Below are 21,111 nucleotides of genomic sequence, written 5' to 3'. Positions count from 1 at the left end.
TGGGGCGTGGCGCTGCTGCTGCGCGCGCTGCAGCCGCTGGCCGCGCCGCGCCTGCTGCCGATGCTGGCGCTGGAGCGCGCGCGGCGCACGCGCGGCACGGCCGCCGTGGCGGTGGGAGGCGTGGTCGCCAGCCTCAGCCTGGCGGTGGCGCTGACGGTGATGGTGACGAGCTTTCGCGGCTCGGTCATGGACTGGCTCGACGCCGTGCTGCCGGCGCCGCTGTATGTGCGCAGTGCCGGCGCGCAGACCGGCGACGCGCCGGCCTTCGGCCCCGACCTGGTGCGCCGCATCGCCGAGCTGCCCGGCGTCGAACGCGTGCAGGGCACGCGCTTTGTGCCGCTGCTGCTCGACCCGGCGCGCGCGCCCGTCGTGCTGATCGCGCGCCCGCTGAACGGCGACGCGGCACGCACGCTGCCGCTGGTGGCGCCGCCGCTGCCGGTGCCTGCCGGCCACATTGCGGTCTATGCGAGCGAGGCGCTGGCCGACCTGTGGGGCGCCACGCCGGGCCGCACTCTGCCCGCGTTTTCCAAGGCCTTTTCGGCTCTGGCGCAGGTGGGACAAGCCCAGGCAGATCCTTTGTTTGTAGCAGGCGTGTGGCGCGACTATGCGCGCCAGAGCGGCGCTCTGGTGATCGACGCACCGGACTACATGCGCCTGACGGGCGATGCGCGTGCCAACGACCTGGCGCTGTGGCCGCGCGCCGGCGCCGATGTCGCGCAGCTCGAGCGGGCTATCACGGCGCTGGCGGGCGGTGCGGACGGGCTGGGCGCAGAGGCGAACGCCAGCGCGGCGCCGGCGCCGCTGCTGGAGTTCGCCGCGTCCGAAGCGATCCGCGCGCGCTCGCTGCGCATCTTCGACCGCAGCTTTGCCGTCACCTACTGGCTGCAGGCGGTGGCGATCGGCATCGGGCTGTTCGGCGTGGCCGCGAGCTTCAGCGCGCAGGTGCTGGCGCGGCGCAAGGAGTTCGGCCTGCTGGCGCACCTGGGCCTGACGCGCCGCCAGATCCTGGCCGTGGTGGCCGGCGAAGGCGCGGCCTGGACGGCGGTGGGTGCGCTCGCCGGCCTCTTGCTGGGCCTGGCGGTGGCCGTGGTGCTGGTGCACGTGGTGAACCCGCAAAGCTTCCACTGGCGCATGGACCTGCGCCTGCCGCTGTGGCGCCTGCTCGCGCTGTGCGCGGCCGTGGTGGCGGCCGGCACGCTGACGGCGTGGCTGGCCGGGCGCGCGGCGGCCGGGCGCGATGCGGTGCTGGCGGTCAAGGAAGACTGGTAGGCCTGCCACAATCCGCCCCATGCCCCACGCCGCCCTCCTCCAGATCCCACAGAGTCCCTGGCTGCACCAGGCCATCGCCCGCATCGAGGCCGATTTCCAGCGCAGCGCCGACACCCACCTGATCCCGCTCGCGCTGCCCGGCTATGCCGCGCACGGCATCGACCTGTACCTCAAGGACGAATCGACCCACCCGACGGGCAGCCTCAAGCACCGGCTGGCGCGCTCGCTGTTTCTGTATGCGCTGTGCAATGGCTGGGTCCGCGAGGGTTCGACCATCGTCGAGGCGTCGAGCGGCTCCACCGCGGTGAGCGAGGCCTATTTCGCGCGCCTGCTGGGCCTGCCGTTCGTCGCCGTGATGCCGCGCAGCACCTCGCCCGAGAAGATCGCGCAGATCGAGTTCCATGGCGGACGCTGCCACTTGGTGGACAGCGCGAGCGCCGTCTACGACGAGGCCCATGCGATTGCCGCGCAGACGGGGGGGCACTACATGGACCAGTTCACCTATGCCGAGCGCGCCACCGACTGGCGCGGCAACAACAACATTGCCGAGAGCATGTTCACGCAGATGGCGCGCGAGCGCCACCCGGTGCCGCGCTGGATCGTGGTGGGCGCGGGCACGGGCGGCACCAGCGCCACCATCGGCCGCTATGTGCGCTACCAGCGCCACGCCACGCAGGTCTGCGTGGCCGACCCGGCCGGATCGGTGTTCAGCGCCTACCACCGCACGGGCGACGCCACACTGACCGCGCCGGGCTCGCGTATCGAAGGCATTGGCCGCCCGCGCGTCGAACCGAGCTTCATCCGCACGCTGGTCGACCGCATGGAGGGCGTGGCCGACGCCGATTCGGTGGCCGCTATGCGCGCGCTGTCGCAGCTGCTGGGCCGGCGCGTGGGGCCGTCCACCGGCACCAACTTCGCCGCCATGCTCACGCTCGCGCAGGAAATGCGCGCGCGCGGCGAGCAGGGCTCCATCCTGTCGCTGCTGTGCGATGCGGGCGAGCGCTACCTGCCGACCTATTTCAACGCGGACTGGGTCGCGCAGACGCTGGGCTGCTGCGAGGCCGCGGGGCAGCGCGTGCAGGCCGGCATGGCTTGAGGGCCTGCCCACCCCCGTTCGACAGCCGCCATGCGCTTCCTCCCTGCCAACGCCCCGCCGCCCGACGCCTCGCGCCGGCAATGGCTGGCGTGGGCTGCGGGCACAGTGCTGGCCGGGTCCGCCCTGCCCGCTTGGGCGCTGCCGCCGCGCCAGCTGCAGTTCCCGCGCGACTTTGGCAGCCACCCCGATCTGCGCACAGAGTGGTGGTACATCACCGGCCAGGCGCGCGCGGGCGGGCAGCGCTGGGGCTTTCAGGTCACCTTCTTTCGCTCGCGCGTCGATGCCGCGCAAGGGATGCAATCGGCGTTTGCCGCGCGCCAGCTCCTGTTCGCGCACGCCGCGCTGACCGACCTGCAGGCCGGCCGGCTCCACCACGACCAGCGCATCGCGCGCGCCGGCTTTGGCGTGGCGCAGGCGAGCGAGGCCGACACCGACATCCGGCTGCAGGACTGGTCGCTGCGGCGCACCGGCCAGGGCCCGGGCAGCCGCTACAGCGCGCGCGTCACCGCAGGCGACTTCGTGCTGCGACTCGACTTCGACACCACACAGCCCGTGCTGCTACAGGGCCAGCAGGGGCTCTCGCGCAAGGGGCCCGGCGCGGCGCAGGCCAGCTACTACTACAGCCAGCCGCAGCTGCAGGTGGGCGGCAGCGTGGCGCTGGCGGGGCGCCAGATGGCCGTCGAGCCGGCAGCGCAACCCGGCGACAACCGCGCCTGGCTGGACCATGAGGCAAGCGAGGCGCTGATGCACCCGCAGGCGGTGGGCTGGGACTGGATCGGCATGAACCTGCACGACGGCAGCGCGCTCACCGCCTTTCGGCTGCGCCGCGCCGATGGCTCGGCGCTGTGGGCGGGCGGCTCGTGGCGCGCGCCCGGCGCCGCGCCGCGCGCGTTTGCCGCGACCGAGGTCGTGTTCACGCCGCTGCGCTGGTGGGCCAGCCCGCTGGGCCCGGCGCGCTACCCGGTGCAGTGGCGCGTGGACACGCCCGCGGGGCGCTTCGAGGTGCGCGCGCTGCTCGACAACCAGGAGCTCGACAGCCGCGGCTCCACCGGCGCCATCTACTGGGAAGGCCTGTGCGCGCTGCACGCCGCCATGGGCGAGGTGGTGGGCGGCGGCTACCTGGAAATGACGGGTTACGCGCAGGCGCTGCGCTTGTAGAAACAAAAGGCCCCGATGGCCGGGGGGCCGATCGGGGCCTTTGATTGGGGGAGCGCCGCGGGACGCACCAGAAGCCTCAGGCCTTCTTGCCCCCGCGCACACGCGTCAGCCAGGCGATCAGCTCGCCCATGATGCCGCGACGGAAGGCCAGCACGCAGATCACGAAGATCAGCCCGGTGACGATGGTGACCGATTCGCCCAGCGTGTGGAACCACGCAATGCCCGAGACGTTGGCCAGCAGTTCGCCGAGCTCGCCGATCTTGTTCTCGAGCAGCACGACCACGGCCGAGCCGACGAGCGGCCCCGACAGGGTGCCCAGGCCCCCCACCAGCGTCATCAGCACCACGTGGCCCGAGGCCGTCCAGTGGACGTCGCTGAGCGTGGCAAAGCCCAACACCAGGGTCTTGAGCGAACCGGCCAGTCCCGACAGCGCAGCCGACAGCACGAACGCCAGCAGCTTGAAGCGGTTGGTGTCGTAGCCCAGCGAAATGGCGCGCGGCTCGTTTTCCTTGATCGCCTTGAGCACTTGGCCGTAGGGCGAATGCACGGTGCGCACGATCAGCAAGAACGCTGCGACCACGACAACCAGCACCACGTAGTACATCGCTAGGTCGTCCTTCAGGTCGATCAGGCCAAACAGCTTGCCGCGCGGCACGCCTTGCAGGCCGTCCTCGCCGCCGGTGAAGGGCATCTGCAAGCAGACGAAGAACAGCATCTGCGCGAGCGCCAGCGTGATCATCGTGGAGTAGATGCCTTCGCGGCGGATGGCGAAGAAGCCGACGATCAGGCCCAGCAGCGCACCGCTGGCCGTGCCCAGCAGCAGTCCGACTTCGGGGGTGAAGCCCCACACCTTCATGGACTGGCCCGCCACATAGGCCGAGCCCCCCAAAAAGGCGGCGTGGCCGAAGGACAGCAGGCCGGTGTAGCCCAGCAGCAGGTTAAAGGCCGCGGCGAACAGCGCGAAGCACATCAGCTTCATCACGAACACCGGGTAGGCGCCCAGCCACGGCGCCACGAGCAGGCCGACGAATAACAGGCCGTAGCCGATGGCGGAAAGTTTCTTGAAATTCATGTGGGCAGCCCCTTATTTTTCTTTGCCGAACAGGCCGGCGGGGCGGATCAGGAGAACGATGACCATGATGACGAACACCACGGTCGACGACGCTTCGGGATAGAACACCTTGGTGAACCCCTCGATGATGCCCAGCCCCAGCCCGGTCAGGATGGAGCCCATGATGGAGCCCATGCCACCGATCACCACGACGGCGAACACCACGATGATGAGGTTTTGCCCCATCAGCGGCGAGACTTGGTAGACCGGTGCGGCCAGCACGCCGGCAAAGGCGGCCAGCGCGGCACCAAAGGCATAGGTCAGCGTGATCATGACCGGCACGTTGATGCCGAAGGCCTCGACCAGGCGCGGGTTTTCGGTGCCGGCGCGCAGGTAGGCGCCCAGCTTGGTCTTTTCAATCACATACCAGGTGCCCAGGCAGACCACCACCGAGGCCACCACGACCCAGGCGCGGTAGTTGGGCAGCATCATGAAGCCCAGGTTGGTCGCGCCTTCGAGCAGCTCGGGCGTGTCGTAGCCCAGGCCCGAGACGCCGTAGACCGAGCGAAAGACGCCCTCGATCAACAGCGTCAGGCCCAGCGTGAGCAGCAGCCCGTACAGGTGGTCGAGCTTGTAGATCCAGCGCAGCAGAAGGCGCTCGATCAAGATCCCGAACACCCCCACCACCAGTGGCGCCAACACCAGCATCAGCCAGTAGTTGATGCCCAGGTAATTCATGGCCATCCAGGTCACCACGGCCCCCATCATGAACAGCGCACCGTGCGCAAAGTTGATGACGTTGAGCAGGCCGAAGATTACGGCCAGCCCGAGGCTGAGGATTGCGTAAAACGAGCCATTGACCAGCCCCAGAAGGAGCTGGCTGAGCATGGCCGGCAGGGAGACACCAAGAATTTCCATGGGAGGCGGCAGAGGGTGAAGGGGTCAGGTCAGGGGTTTATTTCCAGAGAGCGCACTTGCTCTCGGCCTTGGTCGTGAAGATTTGCTCGCCAGGAATCTTCTTGACGACCTTGTAGTAGTCCCAGGGCTTGGTGGACTCCGACGGCTTCTTGACTTCCATCAGGTACATGTCGTGCACATAGCGGCCATCCGGACGCAGCGTGCCGGTCGCATAGAAGTCGTTCATCTTCATGCCGCGCCATGCTGTCATGACCTTGTCGGCGTCCACGCTCTTGGCCGCTTCGACGGCCTTGAGGTAGTTCATGGTGGCCGAGTAGTCGGCAGCCTGGATGGAGGTGGGCATGCGCTTGGTCTTGTCGAAGAAGCGCTTGGCGAACTTGCGCGTATCGTCGTTCAGGTCCCAGTACCAGCTCGTGGTGAGCTGCAGGCCGGCGGTGTTCTTGAGGCCCAGGCTGTGGATGTCGGTGATGAACAGCAGCAGGCCTGCCATCTTCATGGTCTTGTCGATGCCGAACTCCTTGGCGGCCTTGATCGCGTTGATGGTGTCGCCACCCGCGTTGGCCAGGCCGAGGATCTGGGCCTTGGAGTTTTGCGCCTGCAGCAAGAACGAAGAGAAGTCCGAGGCGTTGAGCGGATGGCGCACCGAGCCCACCACCGTGCCACCCTTGGCCTTGACGGCGGCGGCGGTGTCGGCTTCGAGCGCTTGGCCGAAGGCGTAGTCGGCGGTCAGGAAGAACCAGCTCTTGCCCCCAGCGTCGACGATGGCCGAGCCCGTACCGCGCGCCAGCGCCACGGTGTCGTAGGCGTAGTGCACGGTGTAGGGCGTGCACTGTTCGTTGGTCAGCGCCGACGAACCTGCGCCGTTGTTGACGTAGACGCGCTTCTTCTCGGCCGCGACCTTGGCCGAGGCCAGAGCGGTGCCCGAATTGGTGCCGCCAAACAGCATCGTCAGGCCTTGCGTGTCGATCCATTCGCGCGCCTTGGAGGCGGCGATGTCGGCCTTATTCTGGTGGTCTGCCGTGAGCAGTTCGATGGGCATGCCCAGCACCTTGCCGCCGAAGTCGTCAATGGCCATCTGGATCGCCAAGGCGCCGTTCTTGCCTTCCACGTCGGCATACAGGCTGGACATGTCGGTGATGAAGCCGATCTTGACCTTCTCTTGCGCATGCGCGGCGGGAGCGATCAGGCCGGCGGCGCCCAGCATCATCGCCAGAACCGTAAGTTTGTTTTTCATGGATGTCTCCTGTGGTGGTGAGAGGGGTTGCAAAAACAGGGGGGCGCAGCGGTGCGACCGGTCAAACGCCGAGCAGGTTGTTGAGCACCGGCATTTTTTCTTCGAGCTCGCTGGCGCCGAAGCGCTCGACGATGCGGCCGTGCTCCATCACATAGAAGCGGTCGGCCAGCGGTGCGGCAAAGCGGAAGTTCTGCTCGACCATGACCACGGTGTAGCCGCGCTCGCGCAGCATGGTGATCATGCGCGCCAGCGCCTGCACGATGACCGGCGCGAGGCCTTCGGAGATTTCATCGAGCAGCAGCAGCTTGGCGCCAGTGCGCAGGATGCGTGCCACGGCCAGCATCTGCTGCTCGCCGCCCGACAGGCGCGTACCCTGGCTGTGGCGGCGCTCGGCCAGGTTGGGGAACATGGCGTAGATTTCGTCCACCGACATGCCGGCCGAGCCGGTCTTGAGCACGGGCGGCAGCAGCAGGTTCTCTTCGCAGGAAAGGCTGGAAAAAATGCCGCGCTCTTCGGGACAGTAGCCCAGGCCCAGGTGCGCAATGCGGTGCGTGGGCATGGCGATCGTTTCCACGCCGTTGATCTTGACCGAGCCGCGGCGCGCACCGGTCAGGCCCATGATGGCGCGCAGCGTCGAGGTGCGCCCGGCGCCGTTGCGGCCCAGCAGCGTCACCACTTCGCCGGGCTGCACCACCATGTCCACGCCATGCAGCACATGCGATTCGCCGTACCATGCTTCCAGGTTCTGAAGCTCCAGCGCGGGGGTTTGGGAAGATGCGGTCGCCATGTCAGTGGGCTCCCTGCAGTTGGCCGTCGGTGGTGCCCATGTACGCTTCCATGACCTGGGGGTTGCTCGATACTTCGGCGTACGGCCCTTCGGCCAGCACGGCGCCGCGCTGCAGCACGGTGATGCGGTCGGCGATGGTCGAGACCACCTTCATGTTGTGCTCCACCATCAGGATGGTGCGGCCGGCCGACACCTTCTTGATGAGCCGGGTCACACGGTCCACGTCTTCGTGGCCCATGCCCTGCGTGGGCTCGTCCAGCAGCATGAGCTCGGGTTCCATGGCCAGCGTGGTGGCGATCTCCAGGGCGCGCTTGCGGCCATAGGGCAGATTCACGGTGAGTTCGTCGGCTAGGTCTTCCAGACCCACTTCGGTGAGCAGTTCCATGGCGCGGGCATCGAGCTGGCGCAGGCTGCGCTCGCTTTGCCAGAAATGGAAGGCGGTGCCCAACTTGCGCTGCAGGCCCACGCGCACGTTCTCCAGCAGCGTCAAGTGCGGGAACACCGCCGAGATCTGGAACGAGCGGATCACGCCGCGGCGCGCGATCTCCGCGGGCTTCTCGCGCGTGATGTCCTGGCCGTTGAAGCGGATCAGGCCCGAGGTCGGCACCAAAAACTTGGTCAGCAAGTTGAAGCACGTGGTCTTGCCGGCGCCATTGGGCCCGATCAGGGCGTGGATGGAGCCGCGGCGCACCGACAGGGTCACGTTGCTGACCGCGGTGAAGCCTTTGAACTCTTTGGTCAGGCTTTGGGTTTCAAGTATGACGTCGCTCATTGCGCCTTGGCTGCTCCGTAGGGATGGGCACGGGCGTGCCAAGAAGGCGCGCCCGCGGAATTTCTGTAGCACGCATCCTAAGTGCCCGGCCATTTACCGGCGACTGGGGCTTACGCCTATGTATTAATGCCTACCGTTCCAGAGGCCGGAACGCTGGGCGCCTGCGGCGACGAAAAGGCGCAGCCATGCCCTTCCGGCGGCACGCCCCTAAACTGCCGCGATGGCCTCTTCACACCCTTCTGCGGCACCCGGCGCGCCGCGTGCGCTCAGCGGGCTTCTGCCTTTTCTGCGCCCCTACCGCGGGCGCATTGCGCTGGCCTTGCTGTTTTTGCTGCTGGCCGCCCTGGCCACGCTGGCTTTTCCGCTGGCCCTGCGCACCCTGATCGACGGCGGCCTGGGCGGCACCCGTGCCGACCGCAGCGCGCAGGCGCTGGCCTTGCGCGGCCACTTCGGCGCCCTGTTCGCGGTGGCCGTGGCCCTGGGGGTTTTTTCGGCAGCGCGCTTCTATATGGTCAGCTGGCTGGGCGAGCGCGTGACGGCCGACCTGCGCAATGCCGTCTATGCCCATGTGCTGCGCCAGAGCCCGCAGTTTTATGAAACCACGCAAAGCGGCGAAGTGCTCTCGCGCCTGACCACCGACACCACGCTGGTGCAGACCGTCGTGGGCTCCTCGCTGTCGATGGGGCTGCGCAATGCGGTGATGGGGGTGGGCGCACTGGCCATGCTGGTGTGGACCAATCCCCGCATCATGGCCATCGTGCTGATGATGTTGTTGCTGGTCGTGCTGCCCGGCATGTGGATAGGCCGGCGCGTGCGCCGCCTCTCGCGCGCCAGCCAGGACCGCGTCGCCGATTCCAGCGCCATCGCGGCCGAGGTGCTCAACGCCGTGCCCGTGGTGCAGAGCTACACCGCCGAGCCGCGCGAGGCGGCGCGCTTTGCGCAGGCGACGCAGAACGCGTTCGAGGCGGCCGTGCGCCGCACCAGCGCGCGCGCTGTGCTGGTGGCGTTCATCATCATTGCCAACGCCGCGCTGCTGCTGTGGGGCCTGTACCGCGGCACCGAGGCGGTGCTGGCCGGCCAGCTGAGCGCCGGCCACCTGGGGCAGACCGTGGTCTACGTGGCCCTGCTGGCCGGTGCGGTGGCGGTGCTGGGCGAGGTCTACGGCGACCTGCTGCGCGCGGCCGGCGCCACCGAGCGCCTGATGGAATTGCTGGCCAGCGAGTCCGCCGTGTCCTCGCCAGCGCGCCCACAGCCTTTGCCAGTCACAGGCCAAGGGCTGGCGGTTGCTTTCGAGCGGGTGGGCTTTCACTACCCCTCCCGCCCCACGCAGGCGGCGCTGCGGGACTTCTCGCTGGAGCTGGCACCGGGCGAAACCGTGGCCTTGGTGGGCGCGAGCGGCGCAGGCAAGACCACGGTGTTCCAGCTGCTGCAGCGCTTCTACGACGTGGACCCAGGCGTGGTGGGCTCGGCCGCGGGGCGCATCTGCCTCAACGGCGTCGATCTTCGTGACCTGTCGCTGGAGGCCTTGCGCAGCCACATTGGCACCGTGCCGCAGGACGCGGTGATTTTTTCTGCCAGCGCACTGGAAAACATCCGCTACGGGCGGCCCGGGGCCAGCGATGCCGAGGTGTTTGCCGCTGCGCAGGCGGCGTTCGCGCACGATTTCCTGCTGGCGCTGCCCGAGGGCTATGCCACGTTCCTGGGCGAGCGCGGCGTGCGCCTGTCGGGCGGCCAGCGCCAGCGCATCGCCATTGCGCGCGCCATGCTCAAGAACCCGCCGCTGCTGCTGCTTGACGAGGCCACCAGTGCGCTGGACGCCGAGAGCGAGCGCATGGTCCAGGCCGCTCTCGACTCGGCCATGCAGCGCCACACGGGCCAGCGCACCACGCTGGTCATCGCGCACCGCCTGGCCACCGTGCAAAACGCCGACCGCATCGTCGTGCTGGACCAGGGGCGCATCGTGGAACAGGGCCCACACGCGCAACTGATCGCGCTCAACGGGGTGTATGCGCGCCTGGCGGCGCTGCAGTTCACGGCCTGAGCGCAGCGCGCGCCGCAAAAAACACATCAAATCTGGCCCAAACCCTTACCAGGCAAGCGCAAGCAGCTATCAATTTGGCACTTGCGGGCTGGCCCCGCGGCGGCCCATGGGCGGCAAGCCCTTATTGCAGGGTGTCGGTGGCGCCGTCCGGCAGCGCAAGCGGCAGCACGGCGATGCCTTCGTCGAGCAGTTCCACCGTCTCTGCCAGGCTGGCCTGGCCGCGGATGGCGCGCTCCGGCGCTTCGCCATAGTGCATGCGCCGGGCCTCGTCGGCGAACCGCGGGCCCACGTTCTCTGTCTGTGCAGCGATCTTGCGCGCCCATTGCAACCAAGCGGCCTGCAGCGACGCGGCGGCGGCCGGTGCCGCTGGAGCCGCCGCAACCGGCGCTGCGCTCTCCTGCGCCGCCCCACCCGCTGGGTCGCGCGCCGCGCGCTGGATGCGCGGCGCACTCAGCACCTTGCGCACCTGCGCATCGCCGCACAGCGGGCACTGCAGCAGGCCGCGTTGCAACTGGTCTTGAAAATCGGCTTCGCCGCCAAACCAGCCTTCAAAGGCATGGTCTTTCTGGCAGCGCAGATCCAGCACCTTCATGGCAATGGCCGGGCGCGGGCGCGCTGGACGCCGTCAGCCGCGGCGGCGGACCAGGTAGCGATAGACGAACCCGGGAAAGGCGAGCGTGATGAACAGCGTTCCTGTGATGGCATAGAACTCCCAGCCCTGGGGCGCGATCTGCCCTGCCCGCTTTTCCAGCAGCAGCGCAAAAGCGCCGACCACGAAGTAGAGCAGCAGCATCTCCAGCAGCCGCACAGCCAGCGCTTTGCGCGGCCGCAAAACCGGGCCTACGGCCAGGACCCGGTGGTTGAAGAACGGCAGGTTGGCCGCAAAGCATGCGGACAGGATCACCAGCCAAACGGCTGCGGAGGAGGACACAGGCCTGCCGTCCGGGGCGTCAGGAGGCCAGCGAACGCACGATGGCGTCTGCGCACAGCGCCATCAGGCCGCCGGGCACCAGGCCGAGTGCGAGCACCAGGGCGCCATTGACGGTCAGCACCACGCGCACCTGCAACGGGGCGGACACCGTGGTGGCCGTGAGTGGCGCATCAAAGTACATGACCTTGACGACGCGCAGGTAATAGAAGGCACCGATCAGCGACAGCACCACGGCGAACACCGCCAGCGCGATGTAGGCGGCCTGGCCCGAGGCCATCAGCGCCTGCAGCACCGCTAGTTTGGCGTAGAAACCCACCAGCGGTGGCAGACCGGCCATGGAGAACAGGCACACGGCGAGCACACCGGCGTAGAGCGGGCTGCGCTGGTTCAGGCCGGCCATATCGGAAATTTCTTCGCTCTCGAAGCCTTCGCGGGCCAGCAGCAGGATCACGCCGAAAGCGCCCAGCGTGGTCAGCACATAGGTCACCACGTAGAACATGGCGGAGCTGTAGGCGCCCTCGACCGTCGAAGCGTCCACGTTGCCGTTGATGACGCCCGACAACAAGCCCAGCAGCACGAAGCCCATGTGCGAGATCGTCGAGTAAGCCAGCATGCGCTTGAGGTTGGTCTGTGCGATGGCAGCCAGGTTGCCCACCAGCAGCGAGGCAATGGCCAGGACGGCCAGCATCTGCTGCCAGTCGATCGCCAGGGGCAGCAGCCCGTCCACCAGCAAGCGCATGGCGATGGCGAACGCCGCCAGCTTGGGCGCACTGCCGATCAGCAGCGTGACGACCGTGGGCGCGCCCTGGTACACATCGGGCAGCCACATATGGAAGGGCACGGCGCCAAATTTGAACGCCAGACCGGCCACGATGAAGACCACCCCAAACACCAGCACTTGGTGGCGGATCTGGCCCGAATTGACGGCCTTGAAGACTTCGCCGATGTCGAGCGAGCCGGTGGCGCCGTACAGCATGGACATGCCATAGAGCAGAAAACCGCTGGCCATGGCACCGAGCACGAAGTACTTCATGGCGGCTTCGGTCGCTGTCGCGTTTTCGCGGCGCAGCGCCACGAGCGCATAGCTCGACAGCGTCAGCAGCTCCAGGCCCAGGTAGATCACCAGGAAGTTGTTGGCGCCGATCATGACGAACATGCCCAGCAGCGAGAGCATGGCCAGCGTGAACAGCTCACCGCCGCGCAGCATGCCGCGGTCGCCTGCGTAGGGCCGGCCGTAGACCAGCGTCACCATCATGGCCACGGTGGCGAAGCACTTGAGCCAGTTGCCCATGGCGTCGCTGACGACCATGTTGCCAAAGCCATAGAAGGTGTTGCCGCTGCTGGCATACAGGCCCTGCAGCACAGCCACCACCGCCAGCGTGAGCATGGTCAGGGCATAGGTACCGGTGCGCCGCGGACTGTGCACGCCCAGGTCGACCAGCGCGATCACGCAGGCCATGACCAGAAGCAGGATCTCCGGGTAAATCACCAGCCAACTGATGTTGTCAATCATCTCGGGTCTCTCAATTCAGTTGGTTCAATTCAGCTTGGACAGCGCCACATGCTTGAGCAGCTCGGCCACGGAGGTGTCCATCACATCGGTGAAGGGGCGTGGGTAAATGCCCATGTAGAGGATGGCAACGGCGAGCAGGGCCAGCATGAAGAACTCGCGCCGGCCGATGTCGAGCATGGCCTTCACGTTGGCATTGCCGACCGCGCCCAGGTAGACGCGCTTGAACATCCACAGGCTGTAGGCCGCACCCCAGATCAGGGCCGTGGCGGCGGCCAGGCCGAGCCAGAAGTTGGCCTTGACGGCCGCCAGGATCACCATCCACTCGCCGACGAACCCGGCTGTGCCCGGCAGGCCGCAGTTGGCCATGGTGAACAGCAGGGCAAAGGCCGCGAACTTGGGCATGGTGTTGACCACGCCACCGTAGTCGGCGATTTCCCGCGAGTGCACGCGGTCGTAGAGCACGCCGATCGACAGGAACATGGCGCCCGACACGAAACCGTGGGCAATCATCTGCACCAGGCCGCCCGAGACGCCCAGGTCGTTGAAGATGAAGAAACCCAGCGTGACGAAACCCATGTGCGCCACGGACGAATAGGCCACGAGCTTCTTCATGTCCTTTTGCACCATGGCCACCAAGCCGACGTAGACCACGGCGATCAGCGACAGGGCGATCATCAGCCAGGCCCATTCGCGCGCGGCATCCGGAGCGATGGGCAGCGAAAAGCGCAAGAAACCATAGGCCCCGAGCTTGAGCATGATGGCCGCCAGCACGGCCGAGCCGCCCGTCGGCGCCTCGACGTGCACGTCGGGCAGCCAGGTGTGCACCGGCCACATCGGCACCTTCACCGCAAACGCGGCAAAAAAGGCAAAGAACAGCAGGGTCTGCGCTCCGGCGTCGAGCGGCAGCTTGTGCCAGGTGGCGATGTCGAAGCTGCCTCCGGCCTGGTGGTAGAGGTAGATGAACGCAACCAGCATCAGCAGCGAGCCCAGCAGCGTATACAGGAAGAACTTGAACGCCGCGTAGATCTTGCGGGGACCGCCCCAGATGCCGATGATGAGGTACATCGGAATCAGCGTGGCCTCGAAGAACACGTAGAACAGCAGGCCGTCGAGCGCGCTGAACACGCCGATCATCAATCCCGACAGGATCAGAAACGCGCCCATGTACTGGTTCACACGCTCGGTGATCGACTCCCACGAGGCAATCACCACGACCACGGTGATGAACGCCGTGAGCGGCACGAACCAGAACGAGATCCCGTCCACGCCAACGTGGTAGAAGATATTGAAACTCTCGATCCACGCGGCCTTTTCAACGAACTGCATGGCCGCGGTACCGAGCTGAAAGCCCTCGTACAACGGCAGCGTGACGGCAAAACCGATCAAGGCACCGACCAGTGCCAGCCAGCGCACCATGCGCGCCTGCTCCTCACGGCCGAAGAACAGCAGCAGTGCACCGAACGCGATCGGCGTCCAGATAGCAAGACTCAACAAACCCATTTTTATTTTTCCCCTACTTGTTGAGCCAGACGAAATACGTCATGAGCACGAAGACGCCCAGGATCATGACCAGCGCATAGTGGTAGATGTAACCCGTCTGCACGCGGCGCACCACACTGGCGACCCACCCTACCAGTTTCCATGATCCATTGACCAAGGCACCATCGATGAGGGCCTGGTCGCCGCCTTTCCAGAGGCCTACGCCCAGAGCGCGTGCGCCGCGCGCGAGGATGTTCTCGTTGATCCAGTCGAAGTAGTACTTGTTGTCCAGCAGCGTGTAGACCGGCTGGAACGCCCGCTTGATGGCGGCCGGCAGCGCCGGGTTGACCATGTACATGTAGTAAGAAAGCGCCACGCCTGCTAAGGCCAGCCAGAACGGCGCGGTCGAGAAGCCGTGCAGCGCCATGGCCATGGGGCCGTGGAAGAACTCTGCCAACGCGGCCATGGCGGGGTGCTTGGCGGAGTCCACAAAGATCGCGTCCTTGAAGAAGTCCCCGAACAGCATGGGCTCGATCGTCATGAAGCCGATCACCACCGAAGGAATCGCCAGCAGCACCAGCGGCACCGTCACCACCCAGGGGGATTCGTGCGGCTTGCTGTGGTCGTCGTGATGGTGGTGCGGATCGGGCTCCTCGTCCGCCGCGTGGTGGTGCGCATCCGGGTTCTGGTCGTAGCGCTCCTTGCCATGGAAGACCAGGAAGTACATGCGGAAGGAATAGAACGCCGTGACGAACACCCCGGCGAGCACCGCGAAGTGGGCAAAACCCGCCGCCGGGAGCTGGCTGGCATGCACGGCCTCGATGATGCTGTCCTTGGAGTAAAAGCCCGAGAAGAGCGGCGTGCCGATCAGGGCCAGCGAGCCCAGCAGCGACGTGATCCAGGTGATAGGCATGTACTTGCGCACGGCCCCCATCCAGCGGATGTCCTGGTTGTGGTGCATGCCGATGATGACCGAGCCGGCGGCCAGGAACAGCAGCGCCTTGAAGAAGGCGTGCGTCATCAGGTGGAACACCGCCACCGAGTAGGCCGATGCGCCCAGCGCCACCGTCATGTAGCCCAGTTGCGACAGCGTGGAATAGGCCACCACGCGCTTGATGTCGTTCTGGATGATGCCCAGGAAGCCCATGAACAAGGCGGTGATGGCGCCGATGACCAGGATGAAGTTCAGTGCCGTATCGCTGAGTTCAAACAGCGGCGACATGCGCGCGACCATGAAGATACCGGCCGTCACCATGGTGGCGGCGTGGATCAGCGCGGAGATGGGCGTGGGGCCTTCCATGGAATCGGGCAGCCACACGTGCAGCGGGAACTGCGCGCTCTTGCCCATGGCGCCAATGAACAGGCAGATGCAGATCACGGTGACCAGCATCCAGTCGGTGCCGGGGAAGCCCAGCGCGCCCAGTTCACCGGCCTTGCCAAACACCTCTGCGTAGTTCAGCGTGCCTGCATAGGCGGCGATCAGGCCAATGCCCAGGATGAAGCCGAAGTCGCCGATGCGGTTGACCATGAAGGCCTTCATGTTGGCGAACGTGGCCGACGGCTTGGTGTACCAGAAGCCGATCAGCAGGTAGGACACCAGACCCACCGCCTCCCAGCCGAAGAACAGCTGCAGCAGGTTGTTGCTCATGACGAGCATCAGCATGGAGAAGGTGAACAGCGAGATGTACGAAAAAAAGCGGTTGTAGCCTTCGTCCTCTTCCATGTAGCCGATGGTGTAGATGTGCACCATCAGGGACACGAAAGTCACCACGCACATCATCATGGCGGTCAGGTTGTCGATGAGAAATCCGACCTCCATCTTGAGACCGCCCACCACCATCCAGGTATAGAGCGTCTCATTGAAGCGCGCACCGTCCAGCGCCACGCTCTTGAGCGTCATGGCGGACAGGACGAAGGCGACGAGCACCCCCAGGATCGTCAGCGTGTGCGACAGGCGCCGGCCCATCCAATTGCCACCGAAGGCGGTGCCAAAAATGCCAGCCAGCACGGCGCCAGCCAGCGGCGCCAGGGGAACGACCAGAAGCGTTGCAGCAGAGAGGGTTTGACTCATTGTGGAGAACCTTGCATGTCCGGCGGCTCAACCGCGGAGGGTGTCGAGGGTGTCCGCATTGATGTTGGACTTGTTGCGGAACAGCAGCACCAGGATGGCCAGCCCGATGGCCGACTCGGCAGCCGCCACCGTCATGATGAAGAACACGAACACCTGGCCGTGCATATCACCCAGGTAGTGGGAGAACGCCACGAAGTTCATGTTCACGGCCAGCAGCATCAGCTCGATGGCCATCAGCAGGACGATCAGGTTCTTGCGGTTCAGAAAAATACCGATGACGGCCAGCGAAAACAGCATGGCGCCCAGCGATAAGAAATGCCCCAGTGTCAAAGTCATGCTTTCTTCTCCTCGGTACCCGCGTCGGCCTCGGCAACCACCGGTGGCTGCGCCTTCTGGGTGACCGCCATCTTGAGCAGCTGCACACGGTCGGCAGCTTTGACACGCACCTGCAACGAGGGGTCAATGGCCTTGCTGTCCTTGCGCTTGCGCAGGGTCAGCGCGATGGCCGAAATCATGGCTACCAGCAGGATGACTGCAGCAATCTCCACCGGATAGAGGTATTGCGTGTACATCAGCTTGCCCAGGGCCAGCGTGTTCGAATACGGAATCACATTGCCTGCGGCATCGACCATGGCCGCCAGCGCCTTGGGCTCGTCCATGCCGCGAAAGCCGCCCATCAGGACCGCAGCCATTTCGAGTGCAATCAGCGCGCCCATGGTTGCAGCCACCGGAAAATGCTTCCAGAAACCCTGCCGTATCGTGTTCACATTGATGTCCAGCATCATGACCACGAAGAGGAACAGCACCATCACCGCTCCGAGGTAGACCAGCACGAGCACGATGGCCAGGAACTCGGCCTTGAGCAACAGCCACACGCCAGCAGCCTGCGAAAAAGCCAGGATCAGGTGCAGCACGGCGTGCACCGGGTTGCGGGCGGTGATGACCCGGAAGGCTGCATAAAGCAGCACGACCGAGAACAGATAGAAAAAACCAGTCTTGGCGTCCATGAATCGATTCTTTGTAGAAGTCGGCTTAGAGCGGGCGCTGCATCAGCGATATTTGGCGTCGGCTGCCTTGGCAGCGGCGATTTCGCCTTCGTAGCGGTCGCCCACGGCCAACAGCATGTCCTTGGTGAAGTACAGGTCACCCCGCTTTTCGCCGTGGTATTCGAAGATGTGCGTCTCGACGATGGAGTCGACCGGGCAGCTCTCTTCACAGAAGCCGCAGAAAATGCACTTCGTCAGGTCGATGTCGTAGCGCGTGGTGCGGCGTGAGCCGTCGTCGCGCTGCTCCGACTCGATGGTGATGGCCACGGCGGGGCACACCGCTTCGCACAGCTTGCAAGCAATGCAGCGCTCTTCGCCGTTGTCATAACGGCGCAGCGCATGCAGCCCGCGAAAACGCGGCGACAGTGGCGTTTTCTCTTCCGGGAACTGCACCGTCACCTTGCGCCGGAACGCATAGCGCCCGGTCAGGGTCATGCCTTTGACGAGTTCCACGAGCAAAAAGCTCTTGAAAAAGTCCTTGATGGAAAAAGATGCAGCAGCAACGGCAGCCATTCGTGTGTCCCCGCTTATTTCCAGATGTTCCATGGCGAGTGCAACCACGCCCCGACGATGACCAGCCACACCAAGGTGACTGGAATGAAGATCTTCCAGCCCAGGCGCATGATCTGGTCATAGCGAAAGCGCGGGAAGGTCGCACGGATCCAGATGAACATGGATACCACTACGAAGGTCTTCACGCCGAGCCAGATCCAGCCGGGAATCCAGTTGAACAGCGCGTTATCGATGGGGGACATCCAGCCCCCCAGGAACATGAGCACCGCCAGGATGGACACCAGCCACATGCTGGCGTATTCCGCCAGGAAGAAGATGGCAAAACCCATCCCCGAATACTCGACCATGTGGCCGGCCACAATTTCCGCCTCGCCTTCCACCACGTCGAACGGGTGGCGGTTCACCTCGGCCACGCCGGAGATGAGGTAGACGATGAAAATCGGCAGCAAAGGCAACCAGTTCCAGGACAGGAAGTTGAGCCCGAGGCCCGCCGCCATGCCGCGCGACTGGCCCATGACGATCTCGGTCAGGTTCATGCTGCCGGACACCATGACCACCACCAAAAAGCAAAAGCCCATGGCGATTTCATAGCTGACCATCTGGGCCGAAGCCCGCATGGCACCAAGGAACGCATATTTCGAGTTCGAGGCCCAACCCGCAATGATCACGCCATACACCTCGATGGAGGTGATGGCCAGCATCAGCAGCAAGCCGGCATTGACGTTGGTCAGCGCGACATCCGGACCGAAGGGAATCACCACCCAGGCCGCCAGGGCCGGCATGATGGCCATCACAGGACCGAGCACGAACAGCCCCTTGCTGGCCGCCGTCGGCTGGATGATTTCCTTGGTGAGCAGTTTCAAGGCATCGGCAATCGGCTGCAGCAGGCCCAGCGGGCCGACCCGGTTGGGGCCATGGCGCACTTGCATGAAGCCCAGGAGCTTGCGTTCCCACAGCGTGAGGTAGGCCACAGCACCCATCAGGGGCAACAGCACCACGACGATCTTGATCAGGATCCAGAGCACGGGCCAGGCTGCGCCCGTCCACCAGGTCTGCCCGACCAGGCCCAGGCCGCCGTTGTAGAGCGTATCGATCATGCTGCGGCTCCTTCACGGGCCAGGCGCGCATCGGCCGTGAGCTGCAACGAGGGCGCACGGCGCACGATGCCGTCGAGCTGGTAGATGGATGCCGTCACCGGATCGGGCAGCGCCATCGATGCCACCGGAGCGCTTGCCTGCGTGGCGTTGTTCAGTTGCGCAGCGGGCACACGGGTCACATCGCCCGCCGGTGCGCCGGTCGCCTGCGCCAGCACCTGCTGCGAAGTCTCATAATCAAAGCCCGACAGGCCCAACAGATTCGCCAACACCCGCAGCACCTTCCAGCCAGGGCGGGTTTCGCCCAGTGGCCGCACCACGGCATGGAAGCTCTGCAGCCAGCCCTCGGCATTGACAAAACTGCCCGAGGTTTCGGTGAACGGCGCGATCGGCAGCAGCACGTCGCTGAACTCCATGTTGGCCTTGAAGGGGCTCAGGGTCACGACCATGTCTGCACGGCCCAAGGCCTGCGCTGCGGCAGCGCCTGCAGCACTGTCGTATTCGGGCTCGGTGTTCAACAGCAGCACGCCGCGCAGGCCCCCTGCCAGCATCTGCCCTGCGTTCTGCCCACCCTGTGCCGGCAGCGCGCTCATCCACTGTGCTCCCACGGTGTTGGCAGCTTCCGTGAGGTAGCCGACCGTTGCGCCCGTGTGCTGCCCAATCCACTGTGTCAGGGCCAACAGACCGGTGGCATGCGCATGGTGCGCGGCCGCATTGCCCAGCAGCACGGCTTTGTGCTCGCCACGCAGCAGCGCGCGCGCGATGGACTGGGCCACGTCGCCCGCCTTGCCGGCCGCGTCTGGCGCAGGCACGCCTTTTTCGAGGGCAATGGCGGCGGATATGTCCGCCAGCGCCTGCATCCAGGCCGCTGGCGTGGCAAGCAGCGTGTGCGCTACGGGCAGGGCCCAGTCGCGCACCACCGCGTCAATCGACGACACGCTGCAGCCCTTGCGCGCAGCCTGGCGGATGCGCTGCGCAAACAGCGGATGGTCCTTGCGCAGGTTGGAGCCTACGACCAGCACAGCGTCCAAGGTGGACAGCGACGCAATGGAGCGCCCCAGCCAGCGCACGCCTTCCGGCGCGGTGAAATCGGCATGGCGCAGGCGGTGGTCGATGTTGTCGCTGCCCAGTGCGCGGACCAGCGCGCTCGCGAGGAACAGTTCCTCTAGCGTGCTGTGGGGACTGACCAGCGCACCGATGCTGTCCGCACCGTGCTCGGCCCGAATCTGCTGCAGGCCGTTGGCCACGTACTCCAGTGCCGTCTGCCAGTCGACTTCGCTCCAGACCCCGCCCTGCTTGAGCATGGGGCGCTGCAGGCGCTCATCGCTGTTCAGCGCTTCATAGGAGAAGCGGTCTCGGTCGGCAATCCAGCACTCGTTGACGTCTTCGTTCTCGAGCGGCAGGACGCGCATGACCTTGTTGTTCTTGACCTGCACCACCAGGTTCGCACCGGTGGAATCGTGCGGACTGACCGACTTGCGGCGCGACAGCTCCCAGGTGCGGGCGCTGTAGCGGAAGGGCTTGCTGGTCAAAGCACCCACGGGGCAAATGTCGATCATGTTGCCCGAGAGTTCGGAATCGATCGTGTCGCCGGCCACCGTGGTAATTTCGGAATGCTCGCCGCGGTGGATCATGCCCAGCTCCATGACGCCGGCCACTTCTTGGCCAAAGCGCACGCAACGGGTGCAGTGGATGCAACGCGTCATCTCTTCCATGGAGATCAGCGGCCCCACATCCTTGTGCAGGACCACGCGCTTTTCTTCCTCGTAGCGCGAAGCAGATGCGCCGTACCCTACCGCAAGATCCTGCAGCTGGCATTCACCACCCTGGTCGCAGATGGGGCAGTCCAGCGGGTGGTTGATCAGCAGAAACTCCATGACCGACTGTTGCGCCTGGATGGCCTTGTCGCTCTTGGTGCGCACGACCATGCCCTGCGTCACGGGCGTGGCGCAGGCCGGCATGGGCTTGGGGGCTTTTTCCACATCGACCAGACACATGCGGCAGTTGGCCGCAATGGAAAGCTTTTTGTGGTAGCAAAAATGCGGAATGTAGGTGCCTGCCTTCTCGGCCGCATGCATGACCATGCTGCCTTCGGCAATTTCCACTTTCTGACCGTCAAGTTCAATTTCAACCATATG

The 21,111-nt window shown here is 65.6% G+C and carries 19 protein-coding genes; 4 read left to right on the top strand and 15 right to left on the bottom strand.

The window, feature by feature from the left end:
* The 3 genes from B2J86_RS14575 to B2J86_RS14565 all read left to right on the top strand — a co-directional run.
* The coding region (locus B2J86_RS14575; protein WP_173025981.1) for an FtsX-like permease family protein at positions 1-1,269 on the top strand (1,269 nt) is incomplete at its 5' end.
* Between the two features lie 19 nt (positions 1,270-1,288).
* Positions 1,289-2,365 (top strand): PLP-dependent cysteine synthase family protein, encoded by a 1,077-nt coding sequence (locus tag B2J86_RS14570; RefSeq protein WP_169168790.1) that lies wholly within the window; start codon positions 1,289-1,291, stop codon positions 2,363-2,365.
* A gap of 30 nt (positions 2,366-2,395) precedes the next feature.
* Positions 2,396-3,523 (top strand): lipocalin-like domain-containing protein, encoded by a 1,128-nt coding sequence (locus B2J86_RS14565; protein WP_173025980.1) that lies wholly within the window; start codon positions 2,396-2,398, stop codon positions 3,521-3,523.
* A gap of 76 nt (positions 3,524-3,599) precedes the next feature.
* Here the strand turns inward: B2J86_RS14565 and B2J86_RS14560 are convergent, their stop codons facing one another.
* From B2J86_RS14560 to B2J86_RS14540, 5 genes are all read right to left on the bottom strand, one after another.
* Positions 3,600-4,595, bottom strand: a complete 996-nt coding sequence (locus B2J86_RS14560) for a branched-chain amino acid ABC transporter permease (protein ID WP_169168788.1) — start codon at positions 4,593-4,595, stop codon at positions 3,600-3,602.
* A 12-nt stretch (positions 4,596-4,607) separates the two neighbouring features.
* Entirely contained in the window at positions 4,608-5,492 is an 885-nt protein-coding gene (locus B2J86_RS14555; protein WP_169634799.1) for a branched-chain amino acid ABC transporter permease, read from the bottom strand.
* A gap of 37 nt (positions 5,493-5,529) precedes the next feature.
* Positions 5,530-6,726: an ABC transporter substrate-binding protein gene (locus tag B2J86_RS14550; protein ID WP_173025979.1), complete on the bottom strand. Its 1,197-nt coding sequence runs from the start codon at positions 6,724-6,726 to the stop codon at positions 5,530-5,532.
* Positions 6,727-6,787: 61 nt separating this feature from the next.
* A complete protein-coding gene (locus tag B2J86_RS14545) occupies positions 6,788-7,513 on the bottom strand; it encodes an ABC transporter ATP-binding protein (protein WP_173025978.1) in 726 nt (241 codons plus the stop codon).
* A gap of 1 nt (position 7,514) precedes the next feature.
* Positions 7,515-8,285 carry an ABC transporter ATP-binding protein gene (locus B2J86_RS14540; protein WP_169168784.1) on the bottom strand — a complete coding sequence of 257 codons (771 nt, stop codon included), beginning with the start codon at positions 8,283-8,285 and terminating at the stop codon, positions 7,515-7,517.
* Between the two features lie 220 nt (positions 8,286-8,505).
* Here B2J86_RS14540 and B2J86_RS14535 point away from each other — a divergent pair, with 220 nt between their 5' ends.
* Positions 8,506-10,326, top strand: a complete 1,821-nt coding sequence (locus tag B2J86_RS14535) for an ABC transporter transmembrane domain-containing protein (protein WP_173025977.1) — start codon at positions 8,506-8,508, stop codon at positions 10,324-10,326.
* A 121-nt stretch (positions 10,327-10,447) separates the two neighbouring features.
* Here B2J86_RS14535 and B2J86_RS14530 read toward each other — a convergent pair whose 3' ends face one another.
* The 10 genes from B2J86_RS14530 to nuoG are packed head-to-tail and all read right to left on the bottom strand — an operon-like array spanning position 10,448 to position 21,108.
* Positions 10,448-10,918: a DUF1178 family protein gene (locus tag B2J86_RS14530; RefSeq protein WP_173025976.1), complete on the bottom strand. Its 471-nt coding sequence runs from the start codon at positions 10,916-10,918 to the stop codon at positions 10,448-10,450.
* Positions 10,919-10,951: 33 nt separating this feature from the next.
* Entirely contained in the window at positions 10,952-11,257 is a 306-nt protein-coding gene (locus tag B2J86_RS14525) for a DUF2818 family protein (protein WP_169168781.1), read from the bottom strand.
* A gap of 19 nt (positions 11,258-11,276) precedes the next feature.
* Positions 11,277-12,770, bottom strand: coding sequence for an NADH-quinone oxidoreductase subunit NuoN (nuoN, locus tag B2J86_RS14520; protein ID WP_169168780.1), 1,494 nt, complete (start codon positions 12,768-12,770; stop codon positions 11,277-11,279).
* 24 nt (positions 12,771-12,794) lie between these two features.
* Positions 12,795-14,270 carry an NADH-quinone oxidoreductase subunit M gene (locus B2J86_RS14515; RefSeq protein WP_169634805.1) on the bottom strand — a complete coding sequence of 492 codons (1,476 nt, stop codon included), beginning with the start codon at positions 14,268-14,270 and terminating at the stop codon, positions 12,795-12,797.
* Positions 14,271-14,283: 13 nt separating this feature from the next.
* The gene (nuoL, locus tag B2J86_RS14510; protein WP_169168778.1) at positions 14,284-16,320 is read right to left on the bottom strand and encodes an NADH-quinone oxidoreductase subunit L; all 2,037 of its coding nucleotides are present in this window, start codon (positions 16,318-16,320) and stop codon (positions 14,284-14,286) included.
* Positions 16,321-16,347: 27 nt separating this feature from the next.
* A complete protein-coding gene (gene nuoK / locus B2J86_RS14505) occupies positions 16,348-16,656 on the bottom strand; it encodes an NADH-quinone oxidoreductase subunit NuoK (protein WP_169168777.1) in 309 nt (102 codons plus the stop codon).
* A complete protein-coding gene (locus B2J86_RS14500) occupies positions 16,653-17,327 on the bottom strand; it encodes an NADH-quinone oxidoreductase subunit J (protein WP_169168776.1) in 675 nt (224 codons plus the stop codon). The genes nuoK and B2J86_RS14500 overlap by 4 nt, the downstream gene beginning before the upstream one ends.
* A gap of 42 nt (positions 17,328-17,369) precedes the next feature.
* Entirely contained in the window at positions 17,370-17,879 is a 510-nt protein-coding gene (gene nuoI / locus B2J86_RS14495) for an NADH-quinone oxidoreductase subunit NuoI (protein ID WP_169168775.1), read from the bottom strand.
* A 14-nt stretch (positions 17,880-17,893) separates the two neighbouring features.
* A complete protein-coding gene (gene nuoH / locus B2J86_RS14490; protein ID WP_169168774.1) occupies positions 17,894-18,976 on the bottom strand; it encodes an NADH-quinone oxidoreductase subunit NuoH in 1,083 nt (360 codons plus the stop codon).
* Positions 18,973-21,108: an NADH-quinone oxidoreductase subunit NuoG gene (gene nuoG / locus B2J86_RS14485; protein WP_169168773.1), complete on the bottom strand. Its 2,136-nt coding sequence runs from the start codon at positions 21,106-21,108 to the stop codon at positions 18,973-18,975. The genes nuoH and nuoG overlap by 4 nt, the downstream gene beginning before the upstream one ends.
* Between the last annotated feature and the right edge of the window lie 3 nt (positions 21,109-21,111).

The organism is Acidovorax sp. SRB_14, assembly GCF_012932145.1.
Lineage (GTDB): Bacteria > Pseudomonadota > Gammaproteobacteria > Burkholderiales > Burkholderiaceae_C > Simplicispira.
This window is presented reverse-complemented; position numbering and strand designations above follow the sequence as displayed.

Excerpts from the sequence above, each read along its gene's own strand:
- B2J86_RS14570 (WP_169168790.1), top strand. The coding sequence starts at position 1,289 with ATGCCCCACGCCGCCCTCCTCCAGATCCCACAGAGTCCCTGGCTGCAC.
- B2J86_RS14565 (WP_173025980.1), top strand. The coding sequence starts at position 2,396 with ATGCGCTTCCTCCCTGCCAACGCCCCGCCGCCCGACGCCTCGCGCCGG.
- B2J86_RS14560 (WP_169168788.1), bottom strand. The coding sequence starts at position 4,595 with ATGAATTTCAAGAAACTTTCCGCCATCGGCTACGGCCTGTTATTCGTC.
- B2J86_RS14555 (WP_169634799.1), bottom strand. The coding sequence starts at position 5,492 with ATGGAAATTCTTGGTGTCTCCCTGCCGGCCATGCTCAGCCAGCTCCTT.
- B2J86_RS14550 (WP_173025979.1), bottom strand. The coding sequence starts at position 6,726 with ATGAAAAACAAACTTACGGTTCTGGCGATGATGCTGGGCGCCGCCGGC.
- B2J86_RS14545 (WP_173025978.1), bottom strand. The coding sequence starts at position 7,513 with ATGGCGACCGCATCTTCCCAAACCCCCGCGCTGGAGCTTCAGAACCTG.
- B2J86_RS14540 (WP_169168784.1), bottom strand. The coding sequence starts at position 8,285 with ATGAGCGACGTCATACTTGAAACCCAAAGCCTGACCAAAGAGTTCAAA.
- B2J86_RS14535 (WP_173025977.1), top strand. The coding sequence starts at position 8,506 with ATGGCCTCTTCACACCCTTCTGCGGCACCCGGCGCGCCGCGTGCGCTC.
- B2J86_RS14530 (WP_173025976.1), bottom strand. The coding sequence starts at position 10,918 with ATGAAGGTGCTGGATCTGCGCTGCCAGAAAGACCATGCCTTTGAAGGC.
- nuoN (WP_169168780.1), bottom strand. The coding sequence starts at position 12,770 with ATGATTGACAACATCAGTTGGCTGGTGATTTACCCGGAGATCCTGCTT.
- B2J86_RS14515 (WP_169634805.1), bottom strand. The coding sequence starts at position 14,270 with ATGGGTTTGTTGAGTCTTGCTATCTGGACGCCGATCGCGTTCGGTGCA.
- nuoL (WP_169168778.1), bottom strand. The coding sequence starts at position 16,320 with ATGAGTCAAACCCTCTCTGCTGCAACGCTTCTGGTCGTTCCCCTGGCG.
- nuoK (WP_169168777.1), bottom strand. The coding sequence starts at position 16,656 with ATGACTTTGACACTGGGGCATTTCTTATCGCTGGGCGCCATGCTGTTT.
- B2J86_RS14500 (WP_169168776.1), bottom strand. The coding sequence starts at position 17,327 with ATGGACGCCAAGACTGGTTTTTTCTATCTGTTCTCGGTCGTGCTGCTT.
- nuoI (WP_169168775.1), bottom strand. The coding sequence starts at position 17,879 with ATGGCTGCCGTTGCTGCTGCATCTTTTTCCATCAAGGACTTTTTCAAG.
- nuoH (WP_169168774.1), bottom strand. The coding sequence starts at position 18,976 with ATGATCGATACGCTCTACAACGGCGGCCTGGGCCTGGTCGGGCAGACC.
- nuoG (WP_169168773.1), bottom strand. The coding sequence starts at position 21,108 with ATGGTTGAAATTGAACTTGACGGTCAGAAAGTGGAAATTGCCGAAGGC.